This window comes from Hyphomicrobium album (genome assembly GCF_009708035.1).
Taxonomy (GTDB): domain Bacteria; phylum Pseudomonadota; class Alphaproteobacteria; order Rhizobiales; family Hyphomicrobiaceae; genus Hyphomicrobium_A; species Hyphomicrobium_A album.
On record NZ_WMBQ01000001.1, the window covers coordinates 1,820,971 to 1,837,293 of the forward strand.

Below are 16,323 nucleotides of genomic sequence, written 5' to 3' on the forward strand. Positions count from 1 at the left end.
AGATAGCACCGCCCCCCGCCCCTAGAAAGGGGCAGTGGCTTGAGTAACCGTGCTTTTCCGGTGGGGGCCGAAAATACCGCACACCATGCGGCCGTCCTTGTCTTGACGCGGCCATACCGAGCGGCATTTGTTAGCCCCACCCCGATCGCCAAAACGCCGAAGGACGCGTGATGCACGTTATGAAAATTTGCGCGGCCCTCGCCGCCACCATCTATTTCGGCACCATCAATATCGCCGCGGCCCAGATCGAATCCTCCCCCGCGTTCCGCGAGATCCCGAAGAAGAAGCCCGTCCGCAAGGCACCGCCCGTAACTGCAGCACCTGGGGCCGCACCGGCGGCAGCCGCAACGCCGCCCGCCGCGCCCGCGGCAGCCGCGACGGCACCGGCAGCTGTCACACCCCCCGCTGCCGCTCCTGCCGCACCTGAAGCCCCCGCGCCGATGACGCAGGCCCCTCCCACCGAGGCTGCGCCGGCAGTGGCCCCGGTCGCGCAGGAAACCGGTGGCGTCTCCTCGCACGCCACGCATCCCAAGAAGCGCCCACCCTATCCGCCGGCAAAGGAGAACTGCCGCAACACCGAGAACTTCGAAGCGTGGAAGGCGCGCTTCCGCAAAGAAGCGGCGGCGCGCGGCGTCAGCCGTCAGTCGATCGCCATCGTCGACGCGACGCCGCTTGCCACCAACATCATCGGGCGCGACCGCAAGCAGGGCGCCATCTTCGTCATGACCTTCCTCGACTTCCAGACCAAGCTGGCGACGCCGAACCGCGTGCAGTCGAGCAAGCGCAAGGTCACCGAGCATCGCGCCACGTTCGAGCGCGCCGGCAAGGAATTCGGCGTGCCCGCTTCGGTCATCACCGGCTTCTGGGCGCTGGAGAGCGACTTCGGCGCCGGCATGGGGAAGCTCCCCATTCTGCCGTCCCTCGTCGCCCTCGCCTACGACTGCCGGCGCGGCGAGATGTTCACCGAGGAGCTGATCGCCGCGCTGCAGATCATGGACCGCGGCGACATGAGCCCGTCCGGCATGATCGGCTCGTGGGCTGGCGAGATCGGGCAGACGCAGTTCCTGCCCACCCGCTACCTCGACTACGCCATCGACTATGACGGCGACGGGCGCATCAACCTGTTCTCCAACGACGACGACGTCATCGGCTCGACCGCGAACTACATGAAGAACCTCGGCTGGCGCCCGAACGAGCCGTGGATCGAGGAGGTGCGCGTCACCGGCGATCTGCCGTGGGACAAGGCCGATCTCGCGATCAAGCTGCCGCGCTCGCAATGGGCGCAGTGGGGCATCCAGTATCCCGACGGCAGCCCGGTTCCCGCCGACAACCTCACCGCGTCGCTGCTGCTGCCCATGGGGCGCAACGGGCCGGCATTCCTCGCCTACCCGAATTTCGATATCTACACGGAGTGGAACAACTCGCTGAGCTACGCGACGACCGCCGCCTATCTTGCCACCCGCATCGACGGCGCGGGGGCGATGTCGCGCGGCCGCGGCGACACCAACGGTCTCGACGCGGCGCAGACCAAGGAGCTGCAGCAGATACTTGCCCGGCGCGGCTACGACGTGGGCAAGATCGACGGCCTCGCCGGCGCCAAGACGCGCGCGGCGGTGAAGGACATGCAGATCAAGCTGGGCTTGCCCGCCGACTCCTACGCCACGCCCGAGCTGCTCTACGCGCTGCGCAGCGGCGGCTAAGCCAGCACGCACTCTCCGTCATCCCGGCATTCATTGCCGGGATGACCCTAGAGCGCGTCGCGCGTGTAGATCAGTGCAGCTTGACGACGGGCTCGGTGCGGCGCGTCAGGGTGCGCGACAGCGTATCGAGCGCCACTTTCCACGGCCCGTGCAGCGCCATCTCGTGCATCTTGTAAAGCGAGCGATACATCAAGCGCGCGAACAGCCCTTCGATGAAGAAGCTCCGCCCGATGATGAAGCCCATGAGGCTGCCGACGGTCGAGTAGTGGCCGAGCGACACGAGCGAGCCGAAGTCGCGATAGTGGAACGGCCGCAGCGGCTCGCCCTTCAGCTTGCGCTGGATCTCCGTGTAGAGGTGCGAAGCCTCCTGGTGCGCGGCCTGCGCGCGCGGCGGGATCGGCGCAGTTGCCCCCTCAGGAACGAGGTATGCGCTGTCGCCCAGCGCGAAGATGTTGGGGTCGCGCGTCGTTTGCAGCGTTTCGGTGACGACAAGCTGGTTCGACTTGCTGACCTCGAGGCCATCGAGCTTGGCGAGCACGTCGGGACCTTTTACGCCCGCCGCCCACACGACGAGCTCCGAAGGTACGAAGCTGCCGTTGGCGAGTTTCACGCCTTCAGCTGTGACCTCAGTCACGGGAGAACCCGTGCGGATGTCGACGTGGAGATCGCGCAGCGTCTCGGCCACGGCCTCGGCGATCTTCTCGGGCAACGCCGGCAGGATGCGCGGCGCCGCCTCGATCAGGGTGATCTTGATGTCCTTCTCCGGGTCGATCTTGTCGAGGCCGAAGGCGACGACGCCGCGTGCCGTCTGGTGCAACTCGGCGGCGAGCTCCGTGCCGGTGGCACCGGCGCCGATGATGGCGACGTCGAGCTGGCCGGGGCGTATGGGGCCCTCCTGCGCGTAGGCGCGCACGCAGGCATTGATCATGCGCCGGTTGAAGCGCTCGGCCTGCTCGGGTGTATCGAGCATGATGGCATATTTGGTGACGCCCGGCGTGCCGAAGTCGTTGCCGACGCAGCCGATGGCGATGACGAGGATGTCGTAGCGGAACGAGCGAACCGGCGTGATCTCGCGTCCGTCCTCGTCGTAGGTGGCGGCAAGGTAGACCAGCTGCTTCTTGCGATCGACGCCCGTCATTTCGCCGTAACGAAACTGAAAGCCGTGCCAGTAGCCCTGTGCCTGATACTCGATCTCGTGCTGCGCCGTATCCATGCTGCCGGCGGCTATCTCGTGCAGCAGCGGCTTCCAGATGTGCGTGCGGGCGCGCTCGATGAGCGAGATCCTCGCCTGCTTCTTGCGCCACCAGCGATCACGGCCGAGTCGGTCACCGAGCCGCGTCGCCAATTCCAGACCGCCCGCACCACCGCCGACGATAACGATGTGCGGCAGGCTGGTGTCGTCGCCGACGGGGAGCACCTTGGTGGTGGCGGGGAGTGTGGTGGATTCCGTCATCGCGGAGCGCCTCTTGGGATGGAGACCTACGGGCCGACGCGCTTATAGCATCAGCCGGCCCGCGGAGCGCTAGCGCCGGGCATATCGATTCGATAGCGAGCGACGAAGTGCGTCAGGACGCCGAGCAGCGTAGAGCGCTTAGGGCGCGGGTGCAGCGGGCTCGGCGGCAGGCGCGGCAGGCGTCTCGGGTCCCGTCGCGAACGGCAGGTCGGCGAACACGAACGTGTAGGCGAGCGCGGCAAGGATGCAGGCGATGAAGCCGAACATCAGAAGCTTGCGATTGTCCATCGGTGCATATCCCTCGCGGCTGGCGCGGGCTGAATATGCCCGCACGTGCACCAAGCACGCAAGGATTTGAAAAACCGCTAAGGCTCCGATCAGGAGCGGATTTCGCCGCCGGTCGCTGCCTTCACCGCAGCCGCCACCTTCTGCGTCACCGCCTCGATGTCCTTGTCGGTCAGCGTCTCGGCGGTGGGTTGCAGCGTCACTTCGATGGCGAGCGACTTCTTGCCTTCCTTCTCGAGCGCACCGCCTTCGAACAGATCGAACACGGACACTTCGCGGATCAGCGTCTTGTCGGCGCCGGCCGCGGCACGCACCACGTCAGCGGCAGCGACGTTGCGATCGAGCACGAAGGCGAAGTCGCGGCGCACCGGCAGGAGATCGCTGGCTTCAAGGCGCGGCTTGGCGCGGCTCTTGGCCTTCTGCGCGGGCAGGGCGTCGAGGAAGACCTCGAAGGCGGCAACGGGAGCGGCGACATCGAGTGACTTGAGCGTCGCGGGATGGATTTCGCCGAAGTGCGCCAGAACCGTCTTCGGCCCGAGGCGCAGCGTGCCGGACCGTCCGGGGTGGTACCACGCCGGCGCGTCGCGGGTGATCTGCGCCTTCGAGGGATCGAGCCCGAGCGCCGTGAGCACGGCGAACACGTCGGCCTTGGCGTCGAACACGTCGACGTCCTTCGCCGCCCCGTCCCAATGGCGGCCGCTGCCAGAGACCTTGGCCGTACCGGCGCGCACGCCAGATGCGGAGACGTATTGATCGTCGGCCTTGTCGCCGCGATACGCCTGCCCGAGCTCGAAGAGCGCCGCATCATTGAAGCCGCGGTTGGTATTGCGCTTCAGTGCCGTGAGCAGACCCGGCAACAGACCCGGACGCATCGCCGACATCTCGACCGAGATCGGATTGGCGAGCTCCAGCGCCGCATGGCCGCCACCGAACGCTTTCGCTTCGGCCGGGGGAATGAATGACCAGGTGATCGCCTCGACGATGCCCCGCGCGGCCAGCGTGCGGCGAGCCCGGCGGGCGCGTTTCTGGCGCTCGGTCAGCACCGGCTTGGCGACGCCCGCCGGACGCTCCATGGGCGTTGCTGGTACGCGGTCGAGCCCGGCGATGCGCACGACCTCCTCGACGAGGTCGGCCGGACCGTGGATGTCGGGGCGCCAGGACGGTGTCGTGACGCTGATCACATCGCCCTTTCCAAGGATCTCGCAGCCGAGAGACTCCAGGATCGTTCTGATCTCGCTCTCAGGAAGGACAAGCCCTGCCAGTTTCGCGACTAGCCTGGTGTCGAAGGTGATGCTGTGCCGACCCTCCGGCGCCACACCGGCGACCGTGGCCTTGGACGGCTTGCCGCCGCAGAGCTTGTGGATCATCTGCGTCGCGAGATCGAGGCCGGCAAGGACTGACTGGGGATCGACGCCGCGCTCGAAGCGATAACGCGCATCCGTCACGAGGCCCGTCTTGCGGCCCGTCTGCGCCGTACGTGCCGGATCGAAGTACGCGCTCTCGATCAGCACGTTGACGGTCGCGTCGGTAGATCCCGAAGCCTCGCCGCCTATGACCCCACCGAGGCCGAGCGGGCCGCTGTCGTCCGCGATGACGCACATCGTCTCGTCGACCACGTACTCCTTGCCGTCCAAGGCGAGAAACTTCTCGCCCGGCTTGCCGAGACGCGCGCGCACCGCACCCTTCAACTTGTCGCCGTCGTAGACATGCAGCGGGCGACCGCGATCAATGCTGATGTAGTTGGTGACGTCGACCAGCGCGTTGATCGGCCGGAGGCCTACAGCTTTCAAGCGTTGCTGCAGCCAGGCTGGCGACGGGCCGTTCTTGACGCCCTTCACGTAGCGGCCGGCGAACACCGGACAGGCACTGCTCGTATCCTTGGAGAACTCGAGCTTGATCTCGATAGGGCATGCGTCGGCGCCTTCGACGCCGGAAATGGCCTTTTCCGGCTTCAGCGTGCCGAGGCCGGCAGCCGCCAGATCGCGAGCGATGCCGCGTACGCCGGTGCAGTCCGGGCGGTTCGGCGTCAGCTTCACCTCGAAAACGGGATCGTTGAGACCGGCTGCATCGATGTAGCTCTCGCCGACATGCGCCGCCAATTCGGCGGAGAGCTCGATGATGCCGGCGCTCTCGTCGGAAAGCTCAAGCTCGGCGGCCGAGCACATCATGCCGTTCGAGACGACGCCGCGGACCGGCTTCTTTTCGAGCGTGATCTTCGATCCCGGAATATAGGTGCCGAGCGGCGCGAAAACGCCGACGAGCCCGGTGCGCGCGTTGGGGGCGCCACAGACGACCTCGAGCGGCGGCTTACCCTTGTCGGTCTCGACCATGACGATCTGCAGCTTGTCGGCATTCGGATGCCGCTTGGCCTCGACGATGCGCGCCACGCGGAAAGCGCCGAGCTTCGCGCCGGGGTTCTCGACGCTCTCGACCTCGAGGCCGATGGCCGACAGACGCGTCGCGATCTCATCGACCGTCGCCTTAGTCTTCAGATGATCCTTGAGCCAGGACAGCGTGAATTTCATTGCGTCACCTCAGCCCGAAAGGCCTCCGGAAAGCGTTGGGACGTCCAACACCGAGAAGCCGTAGTGGCGCAGCCAGCGCAGATCGCCGGAGAAGAAGGCGCGCAGGTCGGTCAGCCCGTACTTCAGCATGGCGATGCGATCGAGGCCCATGCCGAAGGCGAAGCCCTGATACTTCTCAGGATCGAGCCCGCAGTTGCGCAGCACGTTTGGATGCACCATCCCGCAGCCCAGGATTTCCAGCCACTGGCCTGGCTTGCCGATCGCCTCGGCGCCGATGTCGACTTCCATCGACGGCTCGGTGAACGGGAAGTGCGAGGCGCGGAAGCGCATCTTCACTTCGTCCACTTCGAAGAATGCCTTGCAGAATTCTTCGAGCACCCACTTCAGGTGTCCCATGTGGGTCGTCTCGTCGATGACGAGGCCCTCGATCTGGTGGAACATCGGCGTGTGGGTCTGGTCGCTGTCGCTGCGATAGACGCGGCCCGGGGCGATGATGCGGATCGGCGGCTTCTGCGCCAGCATCGTGCGGATCTGCACCGGGCTCGTGTGCGTGCGCAGCACCAGTCGCGATCCATCCTCTTTCGGCCGGAAGTAGAACGTGTCGTGCTCTTGCCGCGCCGGATGCTCGGGCGGGATGTTGAGCTTGGTGAAATTGAGATCGTCGGTCTCGATGTCGGGACCTTCGGCGACGGCAAAGCCCATGTCGGCGAAGATCTCGACGCACTCGTCGTAAACTTGGCTGACCGGGTGGATGCGGCCGTCGGCGACGGCGCCGGGACGGACCGGCAAGGTCACGTCGGCGCGCTCGTTGACGAGCCGCTGCGACAGCGCATCGCCCTCGAGCGACGCCTTGCGCGCCTCGAGCGCCTCGGAGACCCGCGCCTTGATCTCGTTGACGGACTGGCCGAAGCCCTTGCGCTGCTCGGCCGGCAGCGTGCCGAGCGTCTGCATCAGCTCGGCGATGCGACCCTTCTTGCCGAGCACGGCGATGCGCGCCTGCTCGATGGCGGCGAGATCGCCGGCGGCAGCGATAGAGGCGAGAAGCTCTTGCTCGAGCCCTTGCAGATCTGCGCCTGTAGCAACCGAGGTCATGGGTTGACGAACCTTACCGGTGTCATCCCGGGCCTTGTGCCCGGGATCCAGGGATCAGCAGGCTCCAGACGCTCAGGTCGGATGCAACTTCGAATTGCGACCCCAGCCTTTAGCTGGATGCCGGGGACAAGCCCCGGCATGACATTCAATAGAACGTTCCGGCTGTGTCTTAAGCGGCGGCCTTCTGCGCCTTCTCGACGGCCTTGGCAGCCTGCTCGGCCAGCGCCTTGAAGCCCTCAGCGTCGGTGACGGCGAGATCGGCCAGAACCTTGCGGTCGATGGTGATCCCGGCCTTGTTCAGACCGTCGATAAATCGGCCGTAGGTCATGCCGTGCTCGCGCACCGCGGCGTTGATGCGCTGAATCCAGAGAGCGCGGAACGTGCGCTTCTTGGCCTTGCGATCGCGGTACTGGTACTGCATGGCCTTTTCGACGGCCTGCTTCGCGACGCGGATCGTGTTCTTGCGACGGCCATAGTAGCCCTTCGCAGCCTTCAGAACTTTCTTGTGCTTGGCATGGGCGGTAACGCCGCGCTTGACGCGTGCCATGGACTTGCTCCTTCAGATGACGTGTTCGGTTGCGCGAGCAGCTGACGCTTGGTCAGCGGATGCTCAGCGGGCGTAGGGCATGTACTTCTTGACGATCTTCGCGTCGGAGTCGTTCAGCACCATGGTGCCGCGCGCATCGCGAACGAACTTCGCAGTCCGCTTGATCATGCCGTGACGCTTGCCGGCCGCAGCGGCCTTCACCTTGCCCGTGCCCGTCATCTTGAAGCGCTTTTTGGCGCCGCTCTTGGTCTTCATCTTGGGCATTTGGCTCGATCCTTTCTCTACTCGGGGCAGCCCTAATTCCGTATCGACCCATGGCCGATCGGAAACGTCCCTGTTCGGGAGGAGCCACCTATTGAGGCTTGTCAAAGCAATAAAAGCCGCCACGGCATGCCCCGCCGGGCGACTTGGGGGGTCCTTATACGGGTGGAGGTCCAAAACGGCAAGCGGTCTTCGACCGGTTAATATCGCTCAGGGTTTCTCGCAAATCCGCACGCCTGCGCCGTCATTGTAGCAAAAGTCGCGCGCGCAGTCGCAGGAGTCGCTATCGCCGCCGCCATCGGGTGCAGGCTGCTCTTTGCAGGTGCTCGCACCCGCCGGAACCTGGCAGCGGAAGCGAATGATGGGCGCCGGTGCGGGAACTACGGGTTGCGGCGCTGTAGCGGACGGGGCGGCCGGCGCAGCCGGTGCCATGGGCACCGGGCTGAAATCCGGCATGTTGCCCGCACCGCCGCCGACACCCCCGGCGCCCCCTCCTGTGCCACTTGGCAGTTTCGGCGTCGTTTGAGCGAGGGAGGACGACGTACCTGCCGTCAGAAGAAAAAGCGCGACCGCCGCTAGCAGCCGGCGATCGCGCGCATTGGCCAGAACAAAAGTCATCGGCACCCCCACGTCACGCGGGCATCGGCGCCGGGACGACCGTTACCTCGGTGCCAAAACCATGACCATCTGCCGGCCTTCCAGGCGCGGCTCGGATTCCACCTTAGCGATCGGCTCGAGGTCGCCCTTCACCCGCTGCAGCACTTCCATGCCGAGCTGCTGGTGGGCCATCTCACGGCCGCGGAAGCGCAGGGTGATCTTCACCTTGTCGCCTTCCTCGAAGAACCTTTTGATCGAGCGCATCTTCACGTCGTAGTCGTGATCGTCGATGGCGGGCCGCATCTTGATCTCTTTGATCTCGACGATCTTCTGATGCTTGCGCGCTTCGGCCGCCTTCTTCTGCGCCTGATACTTGTATTTGCCGTAGTCGAGGATCTTGCAGACGGGCGGGTCAGCCTCGGGCGATATCTCTACGAGGTCGAGCCCGGCCTTGACGGCCCGCTCGAGTGCATCGACGTGGGTCACCACGCCTACGTTCTGCCCGGTCTCGTCAATCAGTCGTACTTCGCGGGCGCGGATCGCATCGTTGATCCGGGGGCCTGATGGCTCGCGCTCGGGCGCGGCTCGCATTGGTCGGCGGATGTCGTCTCTCCTTGTGTGACTTCTCTGGTAAGTCTGACTTCTGCACGTAAAGCCGGCCGACCGACCCCGGTCAACCGGCACAGATGCCTGTCGCAATAGGCCGAAACATCGAAAAGAAACGCCCTCAAGTCAAGACGGACGCCTGAGTTGAATGGGCCACTACCCACCCAAATCGTATGGCGGCAGGCCACTTTTCCTTGGCCAGCGCGGCGGTGCCAATGAACCTGCGCGGCATATCCGCTTTGAGGATTTAGGCAATGAGTGCCGCGTACTCTTTCCTTTTCCTATCCTTGGTCCTGGAACGGCTCTTCGACCCGCTGGTCGCGATCCCGGCGATCGTGGCGGGGCTCTTGTGCCGACGTTGGGCGCATTTGGCCGGCGTGGCGGTCGTCATTGCCGCCGCCGTCGAGGCGGCACGGTACGTCAGTAACTTTCAGCCGGCAGCGGTGGTCGTGACCTGGGCCTGCGCCGCCGCCTGGGGATCGCTCGCCTACGGACTCAAGAGGAAATTGACCGAGCGACGAGACAGGCTCAGCGGGAAAGTCCCTTCTTCGTAAGCTCCTCCAGATACTGGCCCCAGCGCATGTCCTTCTCACGCCCGAGCTGCATCAGGTACGTCCAGGTGTAGAGGCCGGTGTCGTGACCGTCGTCGAAGGCAATGCGCACCGCGTAATTGCCGACCGGGCGCAACTCCTTGATCTTGACGTTGCGTTTGCCGCCGACAGTGACGCGCTGCTCCGCCGAGTGCCCTTGCACTTCGGCCGACGGGCTCATCACCCGCAGCAATTCGGCGGTGAATTCGAAGCGCGACTTGCACGCGAACTCGACGGTGAGGCCGGAACCGCCTCCCGTGATCTCCAGCCGCGGTGGGCGCACGGCATTGCGCTGCGCCGTCTCCAGCTCGGTCAGCGTACGCTCGGCGATGGCGCGGAAGATCTTGGCATGCTCGCTGTCGGGGAGCGTGGCCGTGATCGGCTCGCCTGTGTCCGAGCGCAGGCGCACGTCCATGTCGAGCGGCACCGCGCCGAGGAAGGGAACACCGAGGCGCTGCGCCTCGTGCTCTGCGCCGCCGTGGCCGAAGATGTCGGAGCGCTCACCGCACTTCGGGCAGACGAAGGTGCTCATGTTCTCGACGATGCCCAGCACCGGCACGCCTACCTTGCGGAACATGGAGAGGCCCTTGCGGGCGTCGATCAAAGCGAGATCCTGCGGCGTCGAGACGATGACTGCGCCGGAGAGCGGCACCTGCTGCGCCATCGTGAGCTGCACGTCGCCGGTGCCCGGCGGCATATCGATGATCAGCACGTCGAGGTCGCCGCCGTCGCCCCACGCGACGTCGCGCAGCATCTGGTTGAGCGCGCCGACGACCATCGGGCCGCGCCAGATCACCGGCGTCTCCTCGTCGACGAGGAAGCCCATCGACATGGCTTTGAGACCGTGCGCCTGCATCGGCTTGAGCGTCTTGCCGCTGATGATCTGCGGCTGGCCCTTAAGGCCCAACAGGCGCGGCTGCGAGGGCCCGTAGATGTCGGCGTCGAGGATGCCGACCTTCTTCCCCGCCGCCTGCAGGCCGAGCGCGAGGTTGACCGCGACCGTCGACTTGCCGACGCCGCCCTTGCCCGATGCGACGGCAATCAAGGTCTTTACGCCGGAAATGGCGGCGAGGGGCTTGGGGCCGGTACCCGGCTGCGCACCCGCCGCTGCGGCAGGTGCGGGCGCGTGAGCGTGAGCGTGATCGTGGCTATGCGCGTGACCGCCGCCGTTGCCGCCTGTCCCGCGCGAGCGCGCCTGCGCCACCCGCGCGCTTTCGGGCGCCTTGCCGGTGCCGCGTGGCATCTCAGCGGTCAACACGGCGCTCACACTGGCGACACCCGGAACCTTGGCGACAACCGTCTCGGCCGCTCTGCGCAGGGGCTCGAGCTCCTCGGCGCGTGTCGCTGGAACGGTGATCGAGAAATAGACCTTGTCGTCCTTGACGAGGATCTCGGAAACGAGGCCCAAGTCGACGATATTCCCTTCCAGGTCGGGCCCCTTGATACGGCGCAGTTCATCGAGAACATGCGGCTTCGAGACGGTCATAAAGGGCTCCTGAGGGCGGCTAATCGCGCCGGGCGCGGATACTGTCAGAGGCCAGACTGGAAGTCACGGCCTGCCCTGGATATAGGATGCCGGTGCGCATCGGTGCAGGGCGGGACCGCCGACCGGCGCGCCAATGGGGAGAAAAAAATGCAGGGGCTGCTGGCGGTAAGCCGCTGGATCGACGCCACGACGCGCGTGATCGGGCAGTCCGTCGCCTGGCTGGTTGTGGTTGCCGCCATCATCAGCGCCGGCAATGCCGTCAGCCGCAAACTGTTCGACCTAAGCTCGAACGCTTGGCTCGAGATGCAGTGGTGGTTGTTCGCCGCCGTGTTCCTCCTCGCCGCGCCGTGGACACTGGCGCTCAACGAGCACATCCGCATCGACATCGTGAACGAGCGTTTTCCCCGCTGGATGCGCAATGCCATCGAGATTATCGGTCACGTGTTCTTCCTGCTGCCGATGGCGGCGCTCGTTGCCTACACCTCGTGGGATTTCTTCGTGTCGTCGTGGCAGCAGAACGAGCAGTCGTCCAACTTCGGCGGCCTGCCGCAGTGGCCTGTCAAATTCCTGATCCCGCTCGCCTTCGCCCTGCTCTCCGTGCAGGGCGTGTCCGAGCTCATCAAGCGCATCGCCATCATCAACGGCGACCTGCCCAACGATTGGCTCGACGGCGGCCATCCCGCCGCCCGCACCGCCGGTGGCCTCGAGGTCGCGGCCATCTTGGGCGATCGCGCCGCAGATCAGAAGCGCTAGAGGGGACGGGGCGGGGGCATGCTCGAGCTGATTGCACAGAACCTCGCGCCGATCATGTTCCTGGCGCTGATCGGCTTTCTGCTGCTCGGCTATCCCGTCGCCTTTTCGCTCGCCGCCGTCGGTCTCATCTTCTTCGTCGTCGGCGTGGAGTTGGCGCCCCACTCCGGGGGCGCCATCAACCTCTCATGGCCGCTGCTCGGCACACTGCCGGAGCGAATATACGGCGTGATGGCCAACGACACGCTGCTGGCTATCCCGTTCTTTGCCTTCATGGGTCTGATCCTCGAGCGCTCCGGCATGGCCGAGGACCTGCTCGAGACGGTCGGCCAGCTGTTCGGCACGGTGCGTGGCGGCCTCGCCTACGCGGTGGTCTTCGTCGGTGCGCTACTCGCCGCCACGACCGGCGTCGTCGCCGCCTCGGTGATCTCGATGGGTCTGATCTCGCTGCCCATCATGCTGCGCTACGGCTATGACGCGCGCTTTGCGACCGGCACGATTGCCGCGTCCGGAACGCTGGCGCAGATCATACCGCCGTCGCTGGTGCTCATCGTTCTGGCCGATCAGCTCGGCCGCTCGGTCGGCGACATGTATACGGGCGCGCTGGTGCCCGGCCTGATGCTGGCCGGATTTTATGCAGTGTTCGCCTTCATCGTCTCGTCGATATGGCCGAAGGCTGCTCCCGGCCTTCCCCCTGAGGCCATCATCCATCGCGAGCCGGACGGATCCCGAGGCTATCGCTCTCTCGTCGTCCTCGTGGCGGTCTGCGGCACCGCTGCATGGTTCCTAATGCGCGGCAGCGAACGATCGGGCGCCGACTTCGTCATTCTCACGGTGACGCTGGCCATCTGCATTGCCATCGCGATCGCGGGAGCAAATTGGGTCTTCAAGCGGAGCGGCGGTCCGCGCCTGCTGTCGGTCCTTGCCGAGCAGGTTGTATTCGTGATGGTGCCGCCGCTGCTGCTCATCTTCCTCGTGCTCGGCACCATCTTCATCGGCGTCGCCACGCCCACGGAAGGCGGCGCCATGGGCGCGGTCGGCGCCATACTGCTGGCGCTCGGCAAGCGCCTGAGCGAGGGCAACCCCAGCCGCTTCAGCTACGACATCGTGCGCTCGGCCGCCCAAGCGACGGCGAAGCTCTCCGCCTTCGTCATGTTCATCCTCATCGGCGCGCGCATTTTCTCGCTCACCTTCTACGGCGTGAACGGCCACCTCTGGGTCGAGCATCTGCTCGTGTCGCTGCCCGGCGGCGAGGTTGGCTTCCTGATCTTCGTCAACGTGCTCGTATTCTTCCTCGCCTTCTTCCTCGATTTCTTCGAGCTGGCATTCATCATCGTGCCGCTGCTGGCTCCGGCAGCGCAGGCGCTCGGCATCGACCCGATCTGGTTCGGCGTGATCCTCGCGGTGAACATGCAGACGAGCTTCATGCATCCGCCGTTCGGCTTCGCGCTGTTCTATCTGCGCTCCGTCGCGCCGCGCGTGCCCTACGTCGACAAGGTCACGGGGCGCACGATGCCGCCCGTCACGTCCGGCCAGATCTATTGGGGTGCCGTCCCGTACGTCTTCATCCAGCTCATTATGGTGGGGCTGCTCATCGCCTTCCCAGGCCTCGTCGGCCATGATCGGAGTCCCCTCCCGCGCGCGCTTCCGAGTACCGGCATGGCGCACGACTCGAAGGCACCGGCGTTTAAGAGCCAAGGCTTCGAGCTGCCGCCCTATCCCCCGGCGATCCCCGGCGCCCCGCCGCCGGAAACGACCGGCCCCGGCGCACCGACGCTCGACATGTCGGTGCCGCCGGTGATCGTGAAGCCGTAACGACGGCCATAAAGCTTCGCGCTACACGGACGCGCCATCAAAACATTGTTTGGGCACCTGTCATTTGACGGTTACGCATTCGCGCGTATTCTTCGACGCGTTTGCGTCCCGCTCTTCGCTGTAGTCAGAAAACATTCCAGTGGCACTGTCATCAACTCACAAACCTTTGAAAGATATTTTGTAGCTCATTGATGAGGGGAGATTGTCGACATGTCAGGTATTGGGCCTGCGGCAGCGGGCATGGTCTTTGGCGCGGATGGGTCCGCTGGATTTTTGGCGAACGGCCAACCACCGGGGGGGTGCTCTTGCGGCGGCGCTTGCCCTAGCTGCTCAGGGCAATTGGCGCACGACCACGCGACGGCTATCGGACATTGCTACGCTATCGGGCGCATTCGACCCCGCTTTCCGAATGTCGGGGTGGAGAAGGAGTTGGCGCAGGCCATCGGATCGGCGGTCGTCAAAGACAAGCTGGACCCCTCTGTTCTCAAGAAAGCATTCTCGGATCCAAAATCTCAGTACATTGGGCGCCAAATGTGCTGGGTGCTTTCGGCCGAGACCGTCGACCTGCTGATCGTAAAACCGAATTGCGCAACCGAACTCGGCTGGCTCCTGGAGACATTGCGCGACGAGGGCAACACCCGCGATATCGATGTCGTAATTGGGCACATGGGGCCGCGAGCTTCAATCAGTGCCTGCAACGGCGCCATGCTGCCGGTTGTGGCACCCGCGCAGTTGTACTCCTTCCAAGCCGAGGCTTTCGCGCGCCAGCTCGCACGCCCGCCAAGCATCGAACCGGCGAAATTCGCTGAACTGGCAACCAGGGCGGTTACAATGATCATCGGGAGCGTGAGGAATTCGGGGTCGAGCGACGAACATCGCGCTCTCAACTACCTCGCGACGCGTTCGGCAGAGCTGCATGCTTTGGCAGCGCAAATGCTGGCCGACGACTTCGTTCTGGCTGCCGCTCGCGGCGGCTACAGCGATCTTTCGGCCGGGCGCAGAATTATCGAGACGAGCTTCACCTTCAAATCTCGGAAGACACCGAATGAGCAGCAGTTCTCTGCGCTCGTCGATGTCACGGATCTCTTCCCATTCCTCATCTCGCAATTGGGTCCACACGTGCAGCGGCACTGACAGCAGCGCGGAAGTTGGGTGAGCGCAATGCGTGTTCCCGGGCTTTATGCCGGCGAGAGCCTGTATGCGTCGCACAACAACTACATCGTGGCGTCTCCCGTCGTCGTATCGCCGGGACAGCTTGGCGTAGTTGGGAAATCGTGTTCCCAGCCAAAGCTGCGGACGTGCATTGATGGCGCCGATATCCAATACAATGGCTGCTATCAGGAGCGCGGCCGAGAGTGCGGCTCAAATTGGCAGATCGCTGCTGCCACCGAGGTTCGATGCGCAATCTGGCTCGGACGGAACGTAAACTGCGAGTATGTGCGAGATCAGGCTGTGTCGGACTGCCGGCGGCGCCATGGTTGCGATGGTGGCCTGCTTTGCCAGCCAGATGCTCAGACGAAGGGCGCCGATCTCTGGCGCGACGGCCTCTGCTGCCTCCCCGGCCAAACACCTTGCGGCGGCCTGTGCCGGCCTTCGTGCCCACCGCCGAAGGGCATGGCTCCAGATTGCAGCTGCAGATGCCTGTCCGGCCCCTTTCGTTGTCGATGGCCGAAAATACAGGACCCGGATACCTGCCAGTGCGTCTGTCCTGATCCGTGCACAGGTGGGAAACTGCAGGACCCGGACAGGTGCGACTGCTACTGCCCGTCAGGCTTTACGGATTGCGGCGGAACGTGCCGGCTTCTGTCGTCGGACCGCTTCAACTGCGGCTCCTGTGGGACGGAATGCTTACCGGATCAGCACTGTTGTTCAGGCGAATGCGTCTTTTTCAACCGCGATCCGAATTGCGGCGGCTGCGGCATAGTCTGTGCGAGCAATAGCCGGGCTTGCTGCGCCCTCCCGGGGGCCGCCAAATCGGGCAAATGCCGCAACCTCACAACCGACCCGAACAACTGCGGCGGCTGCAGAATCGCCTGCAGGGAGGGCCAAGTCTGCCAGGCGGGACGATGCGTCTGCCCGCAGGGCGAATGCGCAGGCGTTTGCGTCGATCTTCGAACCGACCGCAATAACTGCGGGACTTGCGGCAACCATTGTAGCAACGACCGCGTCTGTGTCAGTGGTCGCTGCATGTGTCGCACGGGGCTGACAGATTGCTCGGGCGTCTGCGTCGATCTGCAGACCGACCGGGGCCACTGCGGGAGCTGTGCTCGCACTTGTGCGCCGGGCGAAACCTGCTGCTCGGGGAATTGCACGAACACGCAGGCCGATGTGAATCACTGCGGCGGCTGCGGACAACGATGCGCCCCGGGGGTTCCATGCGTAAATGGAATGTGCGGATGTCCGCCAGGGCATAGGCTGTGCTCGGGCAGATGCATCGACGTAAGGTCGGATCCGAATAACTGCGGTGCCTGCGGCGTGTCGTGCCCTTCGCCCAAGGCTTGCGTCAACGGAACATGCGTCTGTCCGGCCGGCACCACGGAGTGCAATGGCGCATGCGTCAACACCGGGACGAACATAGACAATTGCGGCGGCTGCAATAGGAAATGCGGACCGACA

General features: G+C 64.9%; 13 protein-coding genes. 5 read left to right on the plus strand and 8 right to left on the minus strand.

Annotated elements, in window-relative coordinates:
- Positions 1 to 170: 170 nt before the first annotated feature.
- On the plus strand, positions 171 to 1,700 hold the full coding sequence (locus tag GIW81_RS08720) for a lytic murein transglycosylase (RefSeq protein ID WP_229309121.1): 1,530 nt from the start codon (positions 171 to 173) through the stop codon (positions 1,698 to 1,700).
- A gap of 70 nt (positions 1,701 to 1,770) precedes the next feature.
- Here GIW81_RS08720 and GIW81_RS08725 read toward each other — a convergent pair whose 3' ends face one another.
- The 7 genes from GIW81_RS08725 to infC form a co-directional block, all read right to left on the minus strand.
- Positions 1,771 to 3,117: an NAD(P)/FAD-dependent oxidoreductase gene (locus GIW81_RS08725; protein WP_324615011.1), complete on the minus strand. Its 1,347-nt coding sequence runs from the start codon at positions 3,115 to 3,117 to the stop codon at positions 1,771 to 1,773.
- A 174-nt stretch (positions 3,118 to 3,291) separates the two neighbouring features.
- Complete coding sequence (locus tag GIW81_RS08730; RefSeq protein ID WP_154738845.1) at positions 3,292 to 3,441, minus strand: hypothetical protein; 150 nt, start codon at positions 3,439 to 3,441, stop codon at positions 3,292 to 3,294.
- An 89-nt stretch (positions 3,442 to 3,530) separates the two neighbouring features.
- The gene (gene pheT / locus GIW81_RS08735) at positions 3,531 to 5,963 is read right to left on the minus strand and encodes a phenylalanine--tRNA ligase subunit beta (protein ID WP_154738846.1); all 2,433 of its coding nucleotides are present in this window, start codon (positions 5,961 to 5,963) and stop codon (positions 3,531 to 3,533) included.
- 9 nt (positions 5,964 to 5,972) lie between these two features.
- Complete coding sequence (gene pheS, locus GIW81_RS08740; RefSeq protein WP_154738847.1) at positions 5,973 to 7,055, minus strand: phenylalanine--tRNA ligase subunit alpha; 1,083 nt, start codon at positions 7,053 to 7,055, stop codon at positions 5,973 to 5,975.
- Positions 7,056 to 7,224: 169 nt separating this feature from the next.
- The gene (gene rplT, locus GIW81_RS08745; protein ID WP_154738848.1) at positions 7,225 to 7,602 is read right to left on the minus strand and encodes a 50S ribosomal protein L20; all 378 of its coding nucleotides are present in this window, start codon (positions 7,600 to 7,602) and stop codon (positions 7,225 to 7,227) included.
- A 63-nt stretch (positions 7,603 to 7,665) separates the two neighbouring features.
- Entirely contained in the window at positions 7,666 to 7,866 is a 201-nt protein-coding gene (gene rpmI / locus GIW81_RS08750; RefSeq protein WP_154738849.1) for a 50S ribosomal protein L35, read from the minus strand.
- A 657-nt stretch (positions 7,867 to 8,523) separates the two neighbouring features.
- Positions 8,524 to 9,063 (minus strand): translation initiation factor IF-3, encoded by a 540-nt coding sequence (infC, locus tag GIW81_RS08755; RefSeq protein ID WP_324615012.1) that lies wholly within the window; start codon positions 9,061 to 9,063, stop codon positions 8,524 to 8,526.
- A 257-nt stretch (positions 9,064 to 9,320) separates the two neighbouring features.
- On the opposite strand from infC, the gene GIW81_RS08760 reads away from it, so the two are divergent.
- On the plus strand, positions 9,321 to 9,620 hold the full coding sequence (locus GIW81_RS08760; protein ID WP_154738851.1) for a hypothetical protein: 300 nt from the start codon (positions 9,321 to 9,323) through the stop codon (positions 9,618 to 9,620).
- Here GIW81_RS08760 and GIW81_RS08765 read toward each other — a convergent pair.
- Entirely contained in the window at positions 9,595 to 11,142 is a 1,548-nt protein-coding gene (locus GIW81_RS08765; protein ID WP_154738852.1) for a P-loop NTPase, read from the minus strand. The genes GIW81_RS08760 and GIW81_RS08765 overlap by 26 nt on opposite strands.
- A gap of 147 nt (positions 11,143 to 11,289) precedes the next feature.
- On the opposite strand from GIW81_RS08765, the gene GIW81_RS08770 reads away from it, so the two are divergent.
- The 3 genes from GIW81_RS08770 (at position 11,290) to GIW81_RS08780 (ending at position 14,841) form a co-directional block, all read left to right on the plus strand.
- Positions 11,290 to 11,895 (plus strand): TRAP transporter small permease subunit, encoded by a 606-nt coding sequence (locus GIW81_RS08770; protein ID WP_154738853.1) that lies wholly within the window; start codon positions 11,290 to 11,292, stop codon positions 11,893 to 11,895.
- A gap of 18 nt (positions 11,896 to 11,913) precedes the next feature.
- On the plus strand, positions 11,914 to 13,707 hold the full coding sequence (locus GIW81_RS08775) for a TRAP transporter large permease (RefSeq protein WP_154738854.1): 1,794 nt from the start codon (positions 11,914 to 11,916) through the stop codon (positions 13,705 to 13,707).
- A gap of 240 nt (positions 13,708 to 13,947) precedes the next feature.
- Positions 13,948 to 14,841 carry a cyanobactin maturation protease PatG family protein gene (locus tag GIW81_RS08780; RefSeq protein WP_267873838.1) on the plus strand — a complete coding sequence of 298 codons (894 nt, stop codon included), beginning with the start codon at positions 13,948 to 13,950 and terminating at the stop codon, positions 14,839 to 14,841.
- Positions 14,842 to 16,323: the final 1,482 nt, after the last annotated feature.

Bases quoted from the DNA above. Each gene is read 5' to 3' on its own strand.
- GIW81_RS08720 (WP_229309121.1), top strand. From the start codon at position 171: ATGCACGTTATGAAAATTTGCGCGGCCCTCGCCGCCACCATCTATTTC.
- GIW81_RS08730 (WP_154738845.1), bottom strand. From the start codon at position 3,441: ATGGACAATCGCAAGCTTCTGATGTTCGGCTTCATCGCCTGCATCCTT.
- pheT (WP_154738846.1), bottom strand. From the start codon at position 5,963: ATGAAATTCACGCTGTCCTGGCTCAAGGATCATCTGAAGACTAAGGCG.
- pheS (WP_154738847.1), bottom strand. From the start codon at position 7,055: ATGACCTCGGTTGCTACAGGCGCAGATCTGCAAGGGCTCGAGCAAGAG.
- rplT (WP_154738848.1), bottom strand. From the start codon at position 7,602: ATGGCACGCGTCAAGCGCGGCGTTACCGCCCATGCCAAGCACAAGAAA.
- rpmI (WP_154738849.1), bottom strand. From the start codon at position 7,866: ATGCCCAAGATGAAGACCAAGAGCGGCGCCAAAAAGCGCTTCAAGATG.
- GIW81_RS08760 (WP_154738851.1), top strand. From the start codon at position 9,321: ATGAGTGCCGCGTACTCTTTCCTTTTCCTATCCTTGGTCCTGGAACGG.
- GIW81_RS08765 (WP_154738852.1), bottom strand. From the start codon at position 11,142: ATGACCGTCTCGAAGCCGCATGTTCTCGATGAACTGCGCCGTATCAAG.
- GIW81_RS08770 (WP_154738853.1), top strand. From the start codon at position 11,290: ATGCAGGGGCTGCTGGCGGTAAGCCGCTGGATCGACGCCACGACGCGC.
- GIW81_RS08775 (WP_154738854.1), top strand. From the start codon at position 11,914: ATGCTCGAGCTGATTGCACAGAACCTCGCGCCGATCATGTTCCTGGCG.
- GIW81_RS08780 (WP_267873838.1), top strand. From the start codon at position 13,948: ATGGTCTTTGGCGCGGATGGGTCCGCTGGATTTTTGGCGAACGGCCAA.